This window comes from uncultured Piscinibacter sp. (assembly GCF_937952055.1).
GTDB lineage: Bacteria > Pseudomonadota > Gammaproteobacteria > Burkholderiales > Burkholderiaceae_C > Piscinibacter.
Genome location: NZ_CALFYO010000025.1, coordinates 43,822 through 59,497, shown reverse-complemented (window position 1 = coordinate 59,497; position 15,676 = coordinate 43,822). Strand labels below are relative to the sequence as shown.

Below are 15,676 nucleotides of genomic sequence, written 5' to 3'. Positions count from 1 at the left end.
GACGCGGGCACCGCCCGCGGCGGCCCCCGCGGTCAAGAAGATTGTTGCGAAGCGCCCCCGGGCGAAGGAGGGAGGAGGGAGGGAGGAGGAGAACCGCCCGGAGATTTCATCCAGCCAAGCTGGAAGGCTCCGCAACACAAACCAACCGTGCGCCGTACCTCGGCGCACAAGAACTGTGACGCACTCGACGCGCCCGAGTTCCGTCGAATCTTGGCCGGACATGACGCTGTGTGTCGTGTCGTGGTGGCTGTGGCAGAAGGTCATGGCTAGAAATGAACTGTATAGTATGAAATATAACTGACTGGTAATTACTTTGCTGCGAGCAGGGCCTCCACCTGGGAGACAAAGGTCCTGTCGAGTGCATCGACCTCGCTGGGGTGGCTGGTGACGGTGTGGCCGTCACGTGCCACGAGGTACTTGTGGAAGTTCCAGCGAGGCCACTGCCCGGTGCGTCGTGCGAGGTCGGCGAACAGCGGGTTGGCGGCGTCGCCGGCTGCTGCGGCGACACGCGACTTGGCGAACATCGGGAACCTGACGCCGAAGGTGCTTTCGCAGAATTCCGCGATCTGCCGGTCGCTGCCCGGTTCCTGCTGGCCGAAGTCGTTGGAGGGGAATCCCAGCACCACCAGACCGCGCCCGCGGTAGCGCTGGTACAGGGTCTCGAGCGACCTGTATTGCGGCGTGAAGCCGCAGAAGCTGGCCGTGTTCACCACCAGCAGGACCCGCCCGGCGTACTGACACAGGTTCTGCGGCTTCTCGTCCTGCAGCCGGGCGAATTCGCGTTCCAGCAAGGGCGAGCAGGCGGTCGACGCCGCATGCGCGGGGCGCAAGCCGAGCACGGCCAGTGCGCCGCCGGCAATCACGTGGCGGCGGCTGATCCATGCCGCGTCGGCAGAGTTCATGATCATCGGCGCACACTTTTGATGGAGGCTTGGCATGAGCGCTATACTAAGCGGTATACTTTGATACTGCAAGGTATTGTCCAGGACAAAGTGGTGAACGATCTGTCTTCGTCTTGCTGAATCGGCTGTTGCCATGACCTCACACGCGTTTGGCGCGTCGCCCCTACTGAACATCGCCGCAGCCGAACGGGACACCGGTTTGAGCAAGGACACTCTTCGCGTATGGGAGCGCCGATATGGGTTTCCGGTGCCGCTTCGCGACCGGTCCGGCGAGCGCCTCTACTCCGCCGAGCAGATCGAGCAGCTGCGCCTGCTCAAGCGTCTCGTCGACGCCGGCGAGCGGCCGGGGCAACTGATGTCGTTGTCCATGGCGGATCTGCGGGCGCGCCTGGAACACCGCACCCCTCCTGAAGCAGTCAACGCGCCGCGCGACGTCGACGAATTCGTCGACCTCCTGCAGTCGCACGACATCGACGCGTTTCGCCGGCACCTGAGCCATGCCCGCGAGCGCCTCGGCCTGGCGCGCTTCGTCACCGACGTGGTGGCTCCGCTGAATACGCGCGTGGGCGATGCCTGGATGCGCGGGCAGTTGCAGGTCTACCAGGAGCACCTGTACACGGAGTCCGTGCAGACCACGCTGCGCGACGCCATCGCGCGCATCCCGCAGGGCGTCGGCGGCCCGCGGGTACTGCTCACCACCCTCCCACTCGAGCCCCACGGGCTGGGCCTGCTGATGGCCGAAGCGCTGATGGCGTTGGCAGGGGCTCGCTGCGTCTCGCTGGGTGTGTGCACGCCGGTGTGGGACATCGTGATGGCCAGCGCGACGCAGCACGCCGACATCGTCGCCCTCAGCTTCAGCGGCTGCATGAACCCGAACCAAGTCGTCGAAGGCTTGCGCGAACTGCGCGCGAAGCTGCCCGCCACGGTCACGCTCTGGGCGGGCGGCTCGGCGCCGGTGCTGCACCGGCGACCGGTGCCCGGCGTGCGCGCCATCGCCGCCATCGGGCAGATTCGAGACGAACTGGCCGCCTGGGCGACGCGCACCCCCGAGGACTGAGTGGCCAGCCCTGATTGCGCGCACCGCTTGGGTGCCGACTTAGAATCCGGCCCTCCACGAGGCCCGCGTCATGATCTATCCAGAACTCTTCAAGCAGCTCGAAGCCGTGCGCTGGAACATGGACAAGGACATTCCTTGGGACCAGTTCGACGCCAGCAAGCTCAGCGACGAGCAGGCGCAGACCATCAAGATGAATGCCATCACCGAGTGGGCGGCGTTGCCGGCCACCGAGATGTTCCTGCGCGACAACCGCGACGACAGCGACTTCTCGGCGTTCATGAGCGTGTGGTTCTTCGAGGAGCAGAAGCATTCGCTGGTGCTGATGGAGTACCTGCGTCGATTCCGCCCGGACCTCGTGCCGACGGAAGCGGAGCTCCACGAGGTGCGCTTCGAGTTCGACCCGGCGCCGGCGCTGGAGACGCTGATGCTGCACTTCTGCGGCGAGATCCGCCTGAACCACTGGTACCGGCGCGCCGCCGAATGGCACACCGAGCCGGTCATCAAGGCGATCTACGAGACGCTGGCACGCGACGAGGCGCGCCATGGCGGCGCTTACCTGCGCTACATGAAGCGCGCGCTGCAGAAGTTCGGCGACGAGGCGCGCGCGGCGTTTGCCAAGGTGGGTGTGTTGATGGCCAGCGCGCGCCGCACGGCGCAGGCGCTGCATCCGACCAACTTGCACGTCAACGTCAAGCTGTTCCCGCGCGACACCGTGCAGAGCCGCCTGCCCAACCCGGAGTGGCTGGAGCAGTGGCTGGACAAGCAGATCCAGTTCGACGCCGTCTGGGAAACCAGGGTCGTCGAGCGCATCCTGCACAACATGAGCCTGCTGATGGAGCGCAGCTTCGCCAGCGTCCAGGAACTCAATCGCTTCCGCAAGGAAGTGACGGCGGCACTGGCGGCCTCCGCCAAATCCTCGCCCGGCGGCGCGCCGGCGTGAGTCGTGCGCACCGGCGCGATGCCGGTGCCTTCGCTCAACCCTTCTTCGCTGCGGTGCGTTCCTGTTCGGCCTTGCGGTCGGCGGTGACGCGCTGGGCGCTCGGCCGCTCGCCGACGAGCTTCACGTAGCCCTTCCAGTCGATCCCGGAGTTGGCCAGCAGGTCCTCGCCGAGCACGATGTGCGACGCCATCGCCACCAGCGGCAGGCTCACGTAGGCCGAGCAGTCGGCCTGCGTGAAGCTGTCGCCGGCGACGTAGGGCGAGAATTTCGCCAGGCGCTTGAAGCCGGCGATGTTCTTCTCCAGCAGCTTGCGCACGCGCGCCGCGTTGCCCTCGCTGATGTCGCCGCCGAAGAAGGCCTTGCCGTAGAGTTCGCGCGCCGCCAGCTCGAGGTGCAGGTCGACGAAGGTGGTGAGCTCGCGAACCTTGGCCGCTGCCCAGGGATCGGCCGGGAGCAGGCGCGGCTCCGGTTGCAGTGCCTCCAGGTAGTCGAGGATCGCCTGGCTCTCGCACAGCGCACCCTGCTCGGTGCGGATGAAGGGCACCTTGGCCAGCGGAGAGCAGGCGAGCAGCGCCTCGTCCTTGCTGCCGGTGGAGACGAACTGCTCCTCGAAAGGGATGCCTTTCTCGATCAGCGCCATCTTGACCTTGTTGTAGTAGTTCGACAGGCACATGCCGCACAGCGTGATCATCGGGGTCTCCTGGGGTGAATGGGGCGCAGTCTACGGGCGCCGCGTGCCTTCGTGCTGACCCGCAGGCGACAATCGCGGCCATGACCGACTTCCTCGACAAGCTGTGCCCGCGCGAGCAGCTTGCCGCCCGCGTTGCGGCGCTGCCGCAGCCGGTGGTGTTCACCAACGGCGTGTTCGACATCCTGCACCGAGGGCATGTGAGCTACCTCGCGCAGGCGCGCGCGCTCGGCGCGAGCCTGGTCGTCGGGCTGAACAGCGACGCCTCGGCACGCGGTCTCGGCAAGGGACCGGAACGGCCGCTGAACAGCGAGGCCGATCGCGCCTGCGTGCTCGCGGCGCTGGAGAGCGTCAGCCTGGTCGCGCTGTTCGACGAGCCCACGCCGGTGGAACTGCTCAAGCTCGTGCGGCCGCAGGTCTACGTGAAGGGCGGCGACTACGACATCGAGACGCTCGAAGAGACGAGGTGGGTGCGCAGCTGGGGCGGACAGGCGTACGCGCTGCCCTTCGTCGACGGCTACTCGACCACGGCGCTGGTCAGGCGCATCCGCGGCTGACCGGCGGCGTCGCGCGGCAGCCGACGGCGCCTCGGTCAACGCCGATTGACGAGCACGATGCCGACGGCCACCGCAGCGAGCGCGATCAGCAGCCGCGCCGTGATCGGCTCGCCGAGCAGCAGCGCGCCGAGCAACAGTCCGAACACCGGCGTGAGCAGCGTGAAGGCAGCCAGGCGCGTCGCCGGGTAGTGGCGCACCAGCCAGAACCACAGCAGGTAGCTCGCGAAGGTGACGATGACCACCTGGAAGAAGAGCGACGCCCAGGTCAGCGCGGACAGCGTGGCAGCCCAGGCCTGGTCCTGCAGCAGTGCGGCCAGCGCGAGCGCCGCGCCCGAGATGGCAAGCTGGTAAAGCAGTGTCTTCTCGGCCGAGGCAGCGGCGAGCTTGCTGCCGCGGATGGCCAGCGTGGTGGCGCCCCACAGCACGCCGGCGGCCACGCCGAGCGCGTCGCCCAGCCATTGCCGCGGCCCCGCCGCCGGCCGCGTGAAGCCCTCGGCGAACGCCCAGGAGACGCCGGCGAAGGCCAGCGTCAGGCCGGCCGCCTGCAGCACGCTGAGTCGCTCCGACCGGGCGATGAACGGCATGCCCAGCGCGACGACGAAGGGCGAGATGTAGATGAACACCGCCATGCGCGAGGCGGTGGTGTACTGAAGGCCGACGAAGATGCAGCCGAACTCGGCGGCAAACAGCAGCCCGGCGAGCAGACCGCCGCGCAACGAGCCGTCGCGCTCGAAGAGGGCGATGCCGCGCAGCCGTGCCCAAAGGAACACCAGCGTTGCACCACCGAGCGAGCGCACCGCCGCCTGCGCCAGCGGTGGCACCTCGGCGATGGCCACCTTGGCCGCCACCTGATTCAGGCCCCACAGGAAGCAGCAGAACACCAGCGAGGTGACCGCCAGCGTGTCGAGGTGGGCCTTGCGATCAGTCGTCATGTCGGGCAGCGTCGGGCAAGAGCAGCGAGAGGCGCGCACACAGCAGGCCGCAGAACGCACCGCTGGCATGGGCGAACGGCGCGACCGCGATGTCCCAGTCCTCGCGCCACTGCAATGCGGGGCCCCAGGGCGATTCGCCGAGAATCTTCACCAGCAGCACCGCCAGTATCGCGACGCCGATCAGCTGGCGCCGACCGCGGTCGCGCAGCACCAGCCACGTTGCCACGGCTGCCACGCCGCCGTGCAGCACGCCGGACAGTCCGCCGTAGTGGGCCAGGTCGGGGCGCAACAGCAGTCCGAGGTGAGTCAGCGGCCAGGCTGCCAGCCAGGCCAGCACGATGCGCAGCGGCACGCGCGCCACCATGCCGAGCGCTCCGACGAGCAGCGCGCCGGCGAGGTTGGCGCCGAGGTGCAGCGGGCTGTAGTGCACGGCGGCGGCGGTGAAGGCACGCCAGGGCTCGCTTGCCGCCAGGCCGGGCTGCCAGTCGAGCCGCAAGGGCTGCGCCGACCAGCCGGCGATCGCCACCAGCGCGAGCAGCAAGGCGAGCGCGCCCCAGGCGCGCGGTGCCGGCGTGTTCAACCGAACACCGTGCGCCACAGGGCGAGGACGGCGTCGCGCGGCTCGGCCAGGGTCTCGGGCGGCACCTGCGTCGGCTGTTCGTCGAGCCGCGCCCGGTGCTGGGCGCGGCGAAGTTCGCGGTAGGCGTCGGCGGCGCGCGTGCCGACATGGTCGGGCAGCAGCCCGCATTCCTGCGCGCGCTGCAGCAAGGCGATGTTGCCTTTGTTGTCGAGCAGCTCGGGATGCACCGCGCTGTGTGCGAGCACGAGGTACTGCACCGCGAACTCGACGTCGACCATGCCGCCCGGGCTGTGCTTGACGTCGAAGCGGCCTTCCTTCACCGGCCGCGCGGCGCGCAGCTTGTCGCGCATCGCGCGCACCTCCTCGCGCAGCGCCGCATGGTCGCGCGGCGCGGCCAGCACCGATCGGCGCACCGCCTCGAAGCGCGGTTCCAGTTCGGCCAGGCCGGCGCACCAGCGGGCGCGCGTCAGCGCCTGGTGTTCCCAGGTCCACGCGGTGTTGCTGCCGCGGCCACTCTGGTACCTCTCGAACGAGGCCATCGAGGTGACCAGCATGCCCGAATTGCCGTTCGGCCGCAGCGCGGTGTCGATCTCGAACAGCTCGCCAGCCGCGGTGCGCAGCGTCAGCCAGCCGATCAGCTTGCGCGTGAAGGCGCCGTAGACCTCGCTCGCGCGCTCGTCATCGTCGTCGTAGAGGAAGACGAGATCGAGGTCGCTGCCGTAGCCGAGCTCCTTGCCGCCGAGCTTGCCGTAGGCGATCACCGCGAAGCGCGGCTCCGGTCGGTGCGCCTGCTTCAGGTGCTTCCAGGCCCAGGCGAGCGTGCGCGCCAGCGTGGCGTCGGCCAGCGCCGAAAGTTCGTCGGCGACCTCTTCCACCGTGATGTGCGACTCGACGTCGCGCACCAGGGTGCGGAACACCTCTGCATGGTGAGCCCGGCGCAATGTGTCGAGCAGCGACTCGGGATCGGCTTGGCCGGAGCGCTCCCAGGCCGCGTGGCGCGCCTCGAGTTCGGCGGCGAACTCGCCGGCGTCGAAGCGGCTGTGCAGCAAGCGTTCGTCGGCGAGTTCGTCGATCACGCCGGGGTGCCGCATCAGGTAGTGCATCGGCCAGCGCGCCAGGCCGAGCAGGCGCAGCAGACGGTTCTGCACGTCGGGCCGCTCGACCAGCAGCGCGAGATAGCTCTCGCGGCGCAGCAGCGGTTCGACCCAGTCGACGAAGCGCGTCGCCGCGTCCATGGTGCACTCTTCGCTGCGCGCGGCCTGCGCGGCGCGCGCGATCAGGCGGCTCAGCCGTGCCTTGCTCTCCTCGCGCAGCGCCTTGATCTTCGGCAGCTCGCACAGGTGACGCACTCGCTCGGCCAGCTCGACCGGCAGCTTCTCGATGAAGCCCTCGCTGTCCAGGGGCGGCGGCGGGTTGCCGCAGGTCTTGCAGCCGCCGTTGCCGTTGTTGGCGGGAGAGGGCTCGCGTCCGTCGTGCAGCAGCGCGTCGAACTCCAGCGCGACGAACTCGCGCATCTCGCCGAGCCGGTCGAGCAGCTCGCAGGCGTCGGCGTTGCAGGCCAGTCCGAGGCTGCGCGCGATCCAGTTGAGATCGCCGTCGCCGGTGGGCAGCAGGTGGGTCTGCTGGTCGTCGAGGTACTGGATTCGATGCTCGACGCGGCGCAGGAACACGTAGGCCTCGCCGAGCTTGCGCGCGCTTTCCGGCTTCATCAGCCCGCCGGCGGAGAGCTTGTCCAGCGCCTTCAGCGTCGAACGGGTGCGCATCTCGGGGAACTGCCCGCCGCGAACGACGAGCAGCAGCTGCACGATGAACTCGATCTCGCGAATGCCGCCGCGCGAGAGCTTGACATCGTTGGCGCGCTCGGGTCGGCCGGCGGCGCGGCGCTGCGCCTCGTCGCGCACCTTGCGGTGCAGCTGGCGCAACCCTTCGAACACGCCGTAGTCGAGATACTTGCGATAGACGAAGCTGTTGATGATCGAACGCAGCGCCAGAGCGCGGCCGTTGGTCACGCTGGCTCGCGGCGCCACGACGCGGCTCTTCAGCCAGGCGAAGCGCTCCCACTCGCGGCCCTGCACCTGCAGGTACTCCTCCAGCATGCCCAGGCTCACCACCGGCGGGCCGGAGTTCCCGTTCGGCCGCAGCGCGAGGTCGACGCGGAAGACGAAGCCATCCTCGGTGGTGTCGCCGATCAAGGTGTACAGGCTGCGCGCCACCTGAGAGAAGAACTCGTGCGCGCTGATCGGCAGCGGCCCGTCGGTCTGGCCGTCATCCTCGTAGACGTAGACGAGGTCGATGTCGGAGGAGACATTGAGCTCGCGCGCGCCGAGCTTGCCCATGCCGACGACCCAGAACTCGATGTCGCCGCCAGCGGCGGTGCGCGGCAGGCCGTGGCGAACGGCCTGGTCGGCCTGCGCCTGGGTGAGCGCCAGATCCAGTGTCGCCTCGGCGAGTTCGCTCATCGCCAGCGTGATGTCGTGCATCGCTGCGCCCTGCTCGACGTCGAGCACGGCCAGGCGCTCCAGCACCAACTGCCGCGTCACGCGCAACGCACTGGCCAACGATCGCCCCTGTGCCTGCAGCGTGGCCACCAATTCGCTGACGGTATCGCGTCGCGGCAGCCCTGGCGGCAGAAGCAGCCGCTCGGCGGCGTAGCGCCGGCGGATGCGCTGAACGAAGCGGCTGTGGTCGGCACTGGCCGGCGGTGTCACCGGGGGTTGCGATTCTGTGTCGGGGAGCGGGGCGGAACCCATCGTGTCGGCAGGGGTCTGTGCTAGATTGGTTTCAGCGCTGCGGCTGCAGGCCCATCGAAGAAGAATCGGCCTCGCGCTGAGCTTGCGCGCAGTCGCCTCCTCTGTGCCCAGGCCCTCGCTGGCGTTGCGTCGTATTCATGCCCCTGATCCAGCCCGTCGTTGGTGCTGCTCCCTCGCAGCCTGTCCTCAGCCCCGCGCCCCGGCGGCCGCTGCGGTCGCTGCTGCGCTACACCATCGGGTTGCTGTTCGTGGCGTCTAGCTTATTGCTGACGGTCTGGTTGACTCTGCACTGGGGGATTTTGCCCCGAATCGAGCAGTGGCGCCCGCAGATCGAGATGCAGGCCAGCCGCGTGCTGGGTGTGCCGGTGCGCATCGGCCGCATCGAGGCGAGCAGCAGCGGCTGGGTACCCCGCTTCGAACTGCACGACGTGACGCTGCTCGACGCGCAGCAGCGCGCCGCCCTGCAGCTGCCGCGCGTGGTGGCGGCGATCTCGCCGCAGTCGCTCGTCGCGCTGGAACTGCGCTTCGAGCAACTGCTCGTCGACGGGCCGCAGCTCGAGATCCGGCGCGACACGGCCGGCCGTGTCTTCGTCGCCGGTCTGACCATGGGCGCGGCCGACGGCGGTGAAGATGGCGGCCTGCGCGACTGGTTCTTCCGCCAGCACGAGTTCGTCATCCGCGACGGCAGCCTGTACTGGACCGACGAACTGCGCGGTGCGCCCACGCTGGCCCTGACGAATGTGCAGTTCGCGTTGCGCAACAGCCTGTTGCACCACGACGTGCGGCTGGATGCGACGCCCGACGATCCATGGGGAGAGCGCTTCAACATGCGCGGCCGCTTCGCGCAGCCGCTGCTGGCGCGTCCCGGCGACATGCGGCGCTGGAGCGGCACCGCCTTCGTCGACATGCCGCGCATGGACGTGCACGAACTGCGCCGCTACGTCGACCTACCGTTCGAACTGAACGAGGGTGATGGTGCGTTGCGCGCCTGGATCGAGCTGGACAGGGGGCGGCCGAGGAGCGGGACGGTGGATCTGGCGCTGCGGGCGGTGTCGCTGCGCCTGGCGCAGCACGTCGAGCCGCTGGTGGTCGAGCAGGTGCAGGGGCGTCTCGTCGCGAAGCGGGACGATGAGGGCGTGGCGATCTCGCTGCACGACTTCGGCTTCCTCACCGGTGACGGCGTTCGCTGGCCGAGCGGTGACTTGTCGCTGGCCTGGAGGCAACGCGAGGGTCGGCCGATCAGCGGCGGCGAGTTCAGTGCGCAGCGACTCGACCTCAACGTGATGTCTCAGATCGCTGCGCGCGTGCCACTGGGCGAGGCGATGCGCCGACTGCTGGCCGAGCTCAACCCTCAAGGCGTGGTGAGCGGGCTGAGCGCGAACTGGAGCGGACCGCTGGACGCGCCCACCAGGTACCAGGCGAAAGCGCTGTTCAGTGGCCTGTCGCTGGCCGCCAAGCCTTCGGGCGAACCCGACGGTGTCGGACGACCGGGCCTGCGCAACGCCACGCTGCAGGTCAGTGCCACCGAGGCCGGTGGCCAGGCGCAATTGAGCGTCGCTGCCGGCGCGCTGGAGTTCCCCGGTGTGTTCGACGACCCGGTGGTGCCCTTCGACACGCTGGCGGCACAGCTGGCCTGGAGGATCGACGCCGGCGCTGGCGGGGCGACGCCCAAGGTCAGCGTCACGGTGGAGGAAGGCAAGTTCGCCAACGCCGATGCGCAGGGCGATCTCACCGCCACCTGGTCCACCGGTCCGGGCGAGGGCCTGGCCAAGGGCGGACGCTACCCGGGGCAGTTCGAGCTGAGCGGCCGCATCGTGCGCGGCAATGCCGGAAAGATCCCGCGCTACCTGCCGCTGCGCATGCCTGGGGCACGCCAGTACCTCGGCCGCGCGATTCGCGCCGGCACGGTGCTCGATGCCAGCTTCCGCGTCAAGGGCGACCTGTGGGAATTTCCCTTCTACGGCGCGAAGAGCGCCAGGGAGGGCGAGTTCCGCATCGCCGGCCGGGTCGAAGACGCGACCTTCGATTACGTGCCCAGCGAGCCGGCCATCGAGGACCAGCCGGCATGGATCTCGCCCTGGCCGGCGTTCACGAAGGTGGCCGGCATGCTGATCATCGACCGGTCGACGCTGGAGATCCGCGACACCAGGGCGCAACTCGGCAATGTCGCGTTCGGGCCCGTCAACGGCGGCATCCGCAATCTGGCCGATCGTTCGGTGCTCGCGCTGGACGGCACGGCCCGCGGGCCGCTGACCGAGATGCTGCGCTTCGTCAACGCCACGCCGGTGGGCCAGTGGACCGGCCAGGCACTGTCGCGCGCCAGCGCGAGCGGCAACGCGGAGCTGAAGCTCGCCCTGGCGCTGCCGCTGTACGACCTGTCGGCCAGCACGGTGCAGGGCAGCCTCGCGCTGGGTGGCAACGACCTGCGCCTCACGCCCGACACGCCGATGCTGGCTGCGGCGCGGGGGCGCGTCGATTTCACGCAGAAGGGCGTGACGGTCAGCGGCGCGACTGCGCGGCTTCTCGGCGGCGAGGCCAGCTTCGACGGGTCGACCCAGCCCGATGGATCGCTGCGCTTCAGCGGGCAGGGCACGGCCAGTGCCGAGGGCCTGCGGCGTGCCACCGAACTCGGTGCTCTGTCGCGGCTGGCGAGTTCCTTCAGCGGCCAGGCAGGCTATCGCGCCAGCCTCGGCTTCGTGCACGGCCTGCCGGAGCTCAACATCACCAGCAACCTCGTCGGCATGGCCTCGGACCTGCCCGTGCCCCTGCGCAAGGCGGCGGAGACCGCCCTGCCGCTGCGTTTCCAGACCACGCTGGCGCCGGAGTCACTGCAGGCCGGCCAGACCGCGCGAGACACGTTGCGCCTCGAACTCGGCACGCTCGTGCAGGCCCAATTCCAGCGCGACCTGTCGGGTGACGTGCTGCGCGTCCTGCGCGGCGGCATCGGCCTGAACGAAGCGGCGCCCCAGCCGGCTTCCGGCGTCCACCTCCATGCCAACTTCGCCGTGCTGCCGCTCGACGCCTGGGAGGCCGCGGTAGAGCGCCTGTCGGGCGGCAGCATGGCGGGCGGTGCGCCCGCCGGCGAGATGGGCGGCTACCTGCCCACGCAGATCGCGCTGCGCGCCCAGACACTGACGACCGGTGCGCGCCAGTTCAATCGGGTGGTGATCGGCGCCTCTCAGGAAGAGGGCCAGTGGCGCGCCAACGTCGAGGCCGAGCAATTCGGCGGCTACGTCGAGTACCGGCCCGCGCGGCCGGGGGCGGCGCCGGCGGCCGGCCGCGTCTATGCGCGGCTGGCGCGCCTGTCGCTGCCCAAGAGCGAGGCCGAGCAGGTCGAGACCTTGCTCGACCAGCAGCAGCCGACCGCCGTGCCCTCGCTGGACATCGTCATCGACGACTTCGAGCTGCGCGGCAAGCGGCTCGGCCGCGTCGAGGTCGATGCGGTGAACCGGATCGTCGGCGAAGGACGTGACGCCGTGCGCGAATGGCGGCTGAACCGGCTGGCGCTGAGCATGCCCGAGGCGCAGCTCGTCGGCAGCGGCCGCTGGGCAGAGGTTGGCGGCACCTTCATGACCCTGCCGGGCGCGGCGGCCAGCGTGCGCCGGCGCTCGGTGCTGGACTTCAGTCTCGATGTCGCCGACGGCGGTGCATTGCTCGAGCGACTCGGCACCGGCAAGGCGGTGCGCGGCGGCAAGGGCCAGCTCTCGGGACAGCTGTCGTGGCTGGGCTCGCCGCTGGCGCTGGACTACCCCACGCTGTCGGGCAACGTCGCGGTGGCGATCGACGCCGGCCAGTTCCTCAAGGCCGATCCGGGCGCAGCAAGGCTTCTGGGCGTGCTCAGCCTGCAGGCACTGCCGCGGCGACTCGCGCTGGACTTCCGCGACGTGTTCCAGGAAGGCTTCGCCTTCGACAACCTCTCGGGTGATCTGAAGATCAGCCACGGCGTGGCCACCACCAACAACCTGCGCATGCGCGGCGTGCAGGCGGTGGTGCTGATGGAGGGTCAGGCCGACATCGCGCGCGAGACGCAGGACCTGCGCGTCGTCGTCGTGCCGGAAATCAACGCCGGCACCGCCTCGCTCGCCTATGCGGCGATCAACCCGGCGGTGGGCCTGGGCACCTTCCTCGCGCAGATGTTCCTGCGCCGGCCGCTGACCGCCGCCGGCACGCGAGAGTTCCACGTCAGCGGGTCGTGGGCCGACCCCAAGGTCGAGAAGGTCGAGCGCAAGATCGGCGATGCGGTGCCGGAGCTGGATGCGCCGGCGTCTGCCCCGTCGGCGCCGCGCAGCACCGCGCAATGAACCCTGGGAGAACGTGATGAAGATCGCCGCGCTGCAGATGGTGTCCGGCACCGAGGTCGAGGCCAATCTCGCCGCAGCGCGCCGCCTGATCGCGCAGGCCGCGGCCGAAGGGGCGAAGCTCGTCGCGCTGCCCGAGTACTTCTGTTTCATGGGCCACGCGGACATCGACAAGCTCGCCGTTGCCGAGACGGCCGGCCGCGGACCCATCCAGCGCATGCTCGCCGAGGCGGCGCGTGAGCACGCCGTGTGGGTGATCGGCGGCACGCTGCCGCTGCAAAGCAGCGACCCGCAGCGCGTACTCAACAGCTGCTGCGTGTTCGGACCCGACGGCGGGCTCGCCGCGCGCTACGACAAGATCCACCTGTTCCGCTTCGAACGTGACTCGGCCGGGGTGCGCGAGAGCTACGACGAGGGACGCGCCATCCTCGCCGGCACCACGCCGACGACGTGCCAGGCGGCCGGGCTTCGCGTCGGGCTGAGCGTGTGCTACGACCTGCGCTTCCCCGAGCTCTACCGTGCGCTGATGACGCCGCCCTGCGACCTGCTCAGCGTGCCTTCCGCCTTCACCTACACCACCGGCCAGGCGCATTGGGAGCTCCTTCTGCGCGCGCGTGCGATCGAGAACCAGTGCTACGTCGTCGCCCCCGCGCAGGGCGGGCGCCACGAAAACGGCCGCCGCACCTGGGGCCACAGCATGATCGTGGACCCTTGGGGCGAGGTGCTCGCGGTGCGGCCCGAGGGCGAGGGCGTGGTGCTCGCCGAACTCGACGAGACACGCATCGCGCAAGTGCGGGGGCAACTGCCGGCGCTGACACACCGGCGCGGCTGAGCGGAATCGCCGGTTACGCGGCCGGATCAGTCGGGGTCGATTTCCGCGTAGTGCCGCGCGAGGTCGGGCGGCATCGGCGAGTCGAGCAGCAGCGAACTCAGTCGAAGGGCATCCGCCGCGCCCGGCTTGAGGCCGCCCGGCCCTCCCACCTGCAGCGCCGCAGCGACCCAGGTACGCACGACCTGCGGACGCTGCATCCACGACATGGTTTGCAGGCCATTGAGCGCGTGAACCAGTGCGTCGACGTCCGGTCGCTGCCAGGCCGGTGTCTCCGCCGGCTTGAGCCAGCGAGACATCACGTACTGGTACCAGGCCTGGCCCAGCGCCGGTTCGTCGCTCGGCACCATGCGCGCGAGGTGCGCGGTGAAGTTGGCCACGTGCAGCACGTCGGCGATCGACAGCCGCGAGATCTCCGGGTCGTTCGGTCCATGGGCGCGTGTCGCCGCATGCTCGCCAAAGTGGCGTCGCATTGCCAGCCAGAGCAACCGGTCGATCGGCAGGCCGGGTGGGCCGAGCACGCGGCGCGCCGAGCGCAGCAGCGCCTGGCGCTCCGGCAGCGGTGCCGCGCCCATGCGCGCGAGCAGCAACTCGAACCAGGGCAGCCGCGTGCTGCTGCCCAGCCTCTCGATGTCGGCGCGGATGATCTCTGCGTCGGTCACCAGCGTGGTTTCCTCGCGCCAGATGCGCACACGGCCCGGCAGCGCGGGCGCCAGCAGCAGCGCCAGCAGCGCCGCCTTCATGCCGCCCGGGCCACGCACGCGGTCGAGTCGCGACATCGCCTCGAGCTCGGCGTCGCCGAGCGGATGGGCGGACATCGCGGGCGTGACCTTGCCGTTCATGATCGTCATTCGGCCAGATCTAGAGTGTGCCCGCCTTGCGGAAGCCGAACAGGCCGGCAAGCACCCAGGTCGGAAACATAGAGACCGCCTGGTTGTAGGCCAGCGCCGCATCGTTGAACTGGCGCCGCGCGAAGGTCAGCGTGGCGTCGCATTCGATCAAGTCAGCGCCAAGCGCCTCGTCGCCGGACAGGTCCGGCAGCCGCGCCCGCACCTGCGCCAGGATGTCCTCGGCCAGGCGCAGGCTGGTCAGCAGGTTGGCGCTGGTCGGCCGGCTCCGTGCATGGGCGCAGGCGGTCTCGACCTGCTGGCAGGCGGCGCGCAGCGCCTCCAGTGCCTGCGGCTCGGCGTCCTGCAGCGTCTCCGCCCAGCGCATCAGCAACTCATGGCGGCTGCGGAGTTGCTCGTCCAGCGGCGCAAAGCGGCGAAGCAGCCCGTTGCGCAGGCTGACCAGACGGTTGTACGCGCCCACCGCCCAGAACAGCAGCACGGCTGCGATGACGGCGATGACGAGGGCCTGGCTGCTCATCCGTGGTGGCGGCGCCGGATGCGCCCCCTCAGGACTGGACCCAGGCGTTGTACCCGGCGCGCCGAAGGTCGCAGGCCGGGCACAGGCCGCAGCCATAACCCCACTCGTGTCGGCGCGAGCGGTCGCCCACGTAGCAGGTGTGCGTGTGCTCGGCGACCAGATCGATGAGAGGCTCGCCGCCCAGGCGCTCGGTGAGCGCCCAGGTCTGAGCCTTGTCGTACCACATCAGTGGCGTCTCGATCGTCATCGGCGCGTCCAGCCCGAGGCTGAGCGCCACCTGAAGGGCCTTCAGCGTGTTGTCGCGGCAGTCGGGGTAGCCGGAAAAGTCGGTCTCGCACATGCCGCCGACCAGCACGTTGAGCCCGCGGCGGTAGGCGACCGTGGCGGCGAAGGTGAGGAAGATCAGGTTGCGGCCGGGCACGAAGGTATTGGGCAGGCCGCTGTCGCTCATCTCGATCTCGCGCTGTTGCGTCAGCGCGGTCTCGCTGATCTGCCCGAGCAGCGCCAGGTCGAGCACATGATCGTCGCCGAGACGCTTGCCCCACTTGGGGAACTGATTGCGCAGTTCGTGGCGCACCTTGTCGCGGCACTCGAGTTCTACCTCGTGGCGCTGGCCGTAGTCGAAGCCGATGGTCTCGACCTGCGTGAAGCGCTGCAGCGCCCAGGCCAGGCAGACGGTGGAATCCTGTCCGCCGGAAAAGAGCACCAGGGCACGGCGCTGATCCTTCATCTCAGTGGCGAGCGGCCGCACGCAGCCGCCGAACGCCCCCCTGGG

13 protein-coding genes are annotated in these 15,676 nt (G+C 69.7%); 5 read left to right on the top strand and 8 right to left on the bottom strand.

Features of this window, described 5'->3' with window-relative positions; genetic code table 11:
* Positions 1–308: 308 nt before the first annotated feature.
* Positions 309–902: a glutathione peroxidase gene (locus Q0599_RS20355; RefSeq protein ID WP_298833636.1), complete on the bottom strand. Its 594-nt coding sequence runs from the start codon at positions 900–902 to the stop codon at positions 309–311.
* Between the two features lie 133 nt (positions 903–1,035).
* Between Q0599_RS20355 and Q0599_RS20350 the strand changes: the two genes are divergently transcribed.
* Both Q0599_RS20350 and Q0599_RS20345 read left to right on the top strand, forming a co-directional pair.
* Positions 1,036–1,959, top strand: coding sequence for a MerR family transcriptional regulator (locus Q0599_RS20350; protein ID WP_298833634.1), 924 nt, complete (start codon positions 1,036–1,038; stop codon positions 1,957–1,959).
* 70 nt (positions 1,960–2,029) lie between these two features.
* Positions 2,030–2,899 (top strand): diiron oxygenase, encoded by an 870-nt coding sequence (locus tag Q0599_RS20345; protein WP_298833632.1) that lies wholly within the window; start codon positions 2,030–2,032, stop codon positions 2,897–2,899.
* A 34-nt stretch (positions 2,900–2,933) separates the two neighbouring features.
* Here the strand turns inward: Q0599_RS20345 and Q0599_RS20340 are convergent, their stop codons facing one another.
* Positions 2,934–3,590, bottom strand: a complete 657-nt coding sequence (locus tag Q0599_RS20340; RefSeq protein ID WP_298833630.1) for a glutathione S-transferase family protein — start codon at positions 3,588–3,590, stop codon at positions 2,934–2,936.
* An 80-nt stretch (positions 3,591–3,670) separates the two neighbouring features.
* Between Q0599_RS20340 and rfaE2 the strand changes: the two genes are divergently transcribed.
* Positions 3,671–4,144 carry a D-glycero-beta-D-manno-heptose 1-phosphate adenylyltransferase gene (gene rfaE2 / locus Q0599_RS20335; RefSeq protein WP_298833629.1) on the top strand — a complete coding sequence of 158 codons (474 nt, stop codon included), beginning with the start codon at positions 3,671–3,673 and terminating at the stop codon, positions 4,142–4,144.
* 35 nt (positions 4,145–4,179) lie between these two features.
* Here the strand turns inward: rfaE2 and Q0599_RS20330 are convergent, their stop codons facing one another.
* Genes Q0599_RS20330 through glnE form a run of 3 tightly spaced genes read right to left on the bottom strand, consistent with a single transcriptional unit; the run spans position 4,180 to position 8,406 of the window.
* Positions 4,180–5,076, bottom strand: coding sequence for a DMT family transporter (locus tag Q0599_RS20330; protein WP_298833627.1), 897 nt, complete (start codon positions 5,074–5,076; stop codon positions 4,180–4,182).
* On the bottom strand, positions 5,066–5,656 hold the full coding sequence (gene rrtA, locus Q0599_RS20325) for a rhombosortase (RefSeq protein WP_298833626.1): 591 nt from the start codon (positions 5,654–5,656) through the stop codon (positions 5,066–5,068). Before rrtA ends, Q0599_RS20330 begins: the two co-directional genes overlap by 11 nt.
* Positions 5,653–8,406 carry a bifunctional [glutamate--ammonia ligase]-adenylyl-L-tyrosine phosphorylase/[glutamate--ammonia-ligase] adenylyltransferase gene (glnE, locus tag Q0599_RS20320; protein ID WP_298833624.1) on the bottom strand — a complete coding sequence of 918 codons (2,754 nt, stop codon included), beginning with the start codon at positions 8,404–8,406 and terminating at the stop codon, positions 5,653–5,655. Before glnE ends, rrtA begins: the two co-directional genes overlap by 4 nt.
* Before the next feature lie 137 nt (positions 8,407–8,543).
* Here glnE and Q0599_RS20315 point away from each other — a divergent pair, with 137 nt between their 5' ends.
* Together Q0599_RS20315 and Q0599_RS20310 are read left to right on the top strand one after the other, a co-directional pair.
* The gene (locus Q0599_RS20315) at positions 8,544–12,707 is read left to right on the top strand and encodes a YhdP family protein (RefSeq protein WP_298833622.1); all 4,164 of its coding nucleotides are present in this window, start codon (positions 8,544–8,546) and stop codon (positions 12,705–12,707) included.
* Positions 12,708–12,723: 16 nt separating this feature from the next.
* Positions 12,724–13,536: a carbon-nitrogen hydrolase family protein gene (locus Q0599_RS20310; protein WP_298833621.1), complete on the top strand. Its 813-nt coding sequence runs from the start codon at positions 12,724–12,726 to the stop codon at positions 13,534–13,536.
* 26 nt (positions 13,537–13,562) lie between these two features.
* Here the strand turns inward: Q0599_RS20310 and Q0599_RS20305 are convergent, their stop codons facing one another.
* The 3 genes from Q0599_RS20305 to queC are packed head-to-tail and all read right to left on the bottom strand — an operon-like array spanning position 13,563 to position 15,631.
* Positions 13,563–14,384, bottom strand: a complete 822-nt coding sequence (locus Q0599_RS20305; RefSeq protein ID WP_298833619.1) for a hypothetical protein — start codon at positions 14,382–14,384, stop codon at positions 13,563–13,565.
* Positions 14,385–14,394: 10 nt separating this feature from the next.
* The gene (locus Q0599_RS20300; protein ID WP_298833617.1) at positions 14,395–14,901 is read right to left on the bottom strand and encodes a LemA family protein; all 507 of its coding nucleotides are present in this window, start codon (positions 14,899–14,901) and stop codon (positions 14,395–14,397) included.
* A 28-nt stretch (positions 14,902–14,929) separates the two neighbouring features.
* The gene (queC, locus tag Q0599_RS20295) at positions 14,930–15,631 is read right to left on the bottom strand and encodes a 7-cyano-7-deazaguanine synthase QueC (protein ID WP_298833615.1); all 702 of its coding nucleotides are present in this window, start codon (positions 15,629–15,631) and stop codon (positions 14,930–14,932) included.
* Between the last annotated feature and the right edge of the window lie 45 nt (positions 15,632–15,676).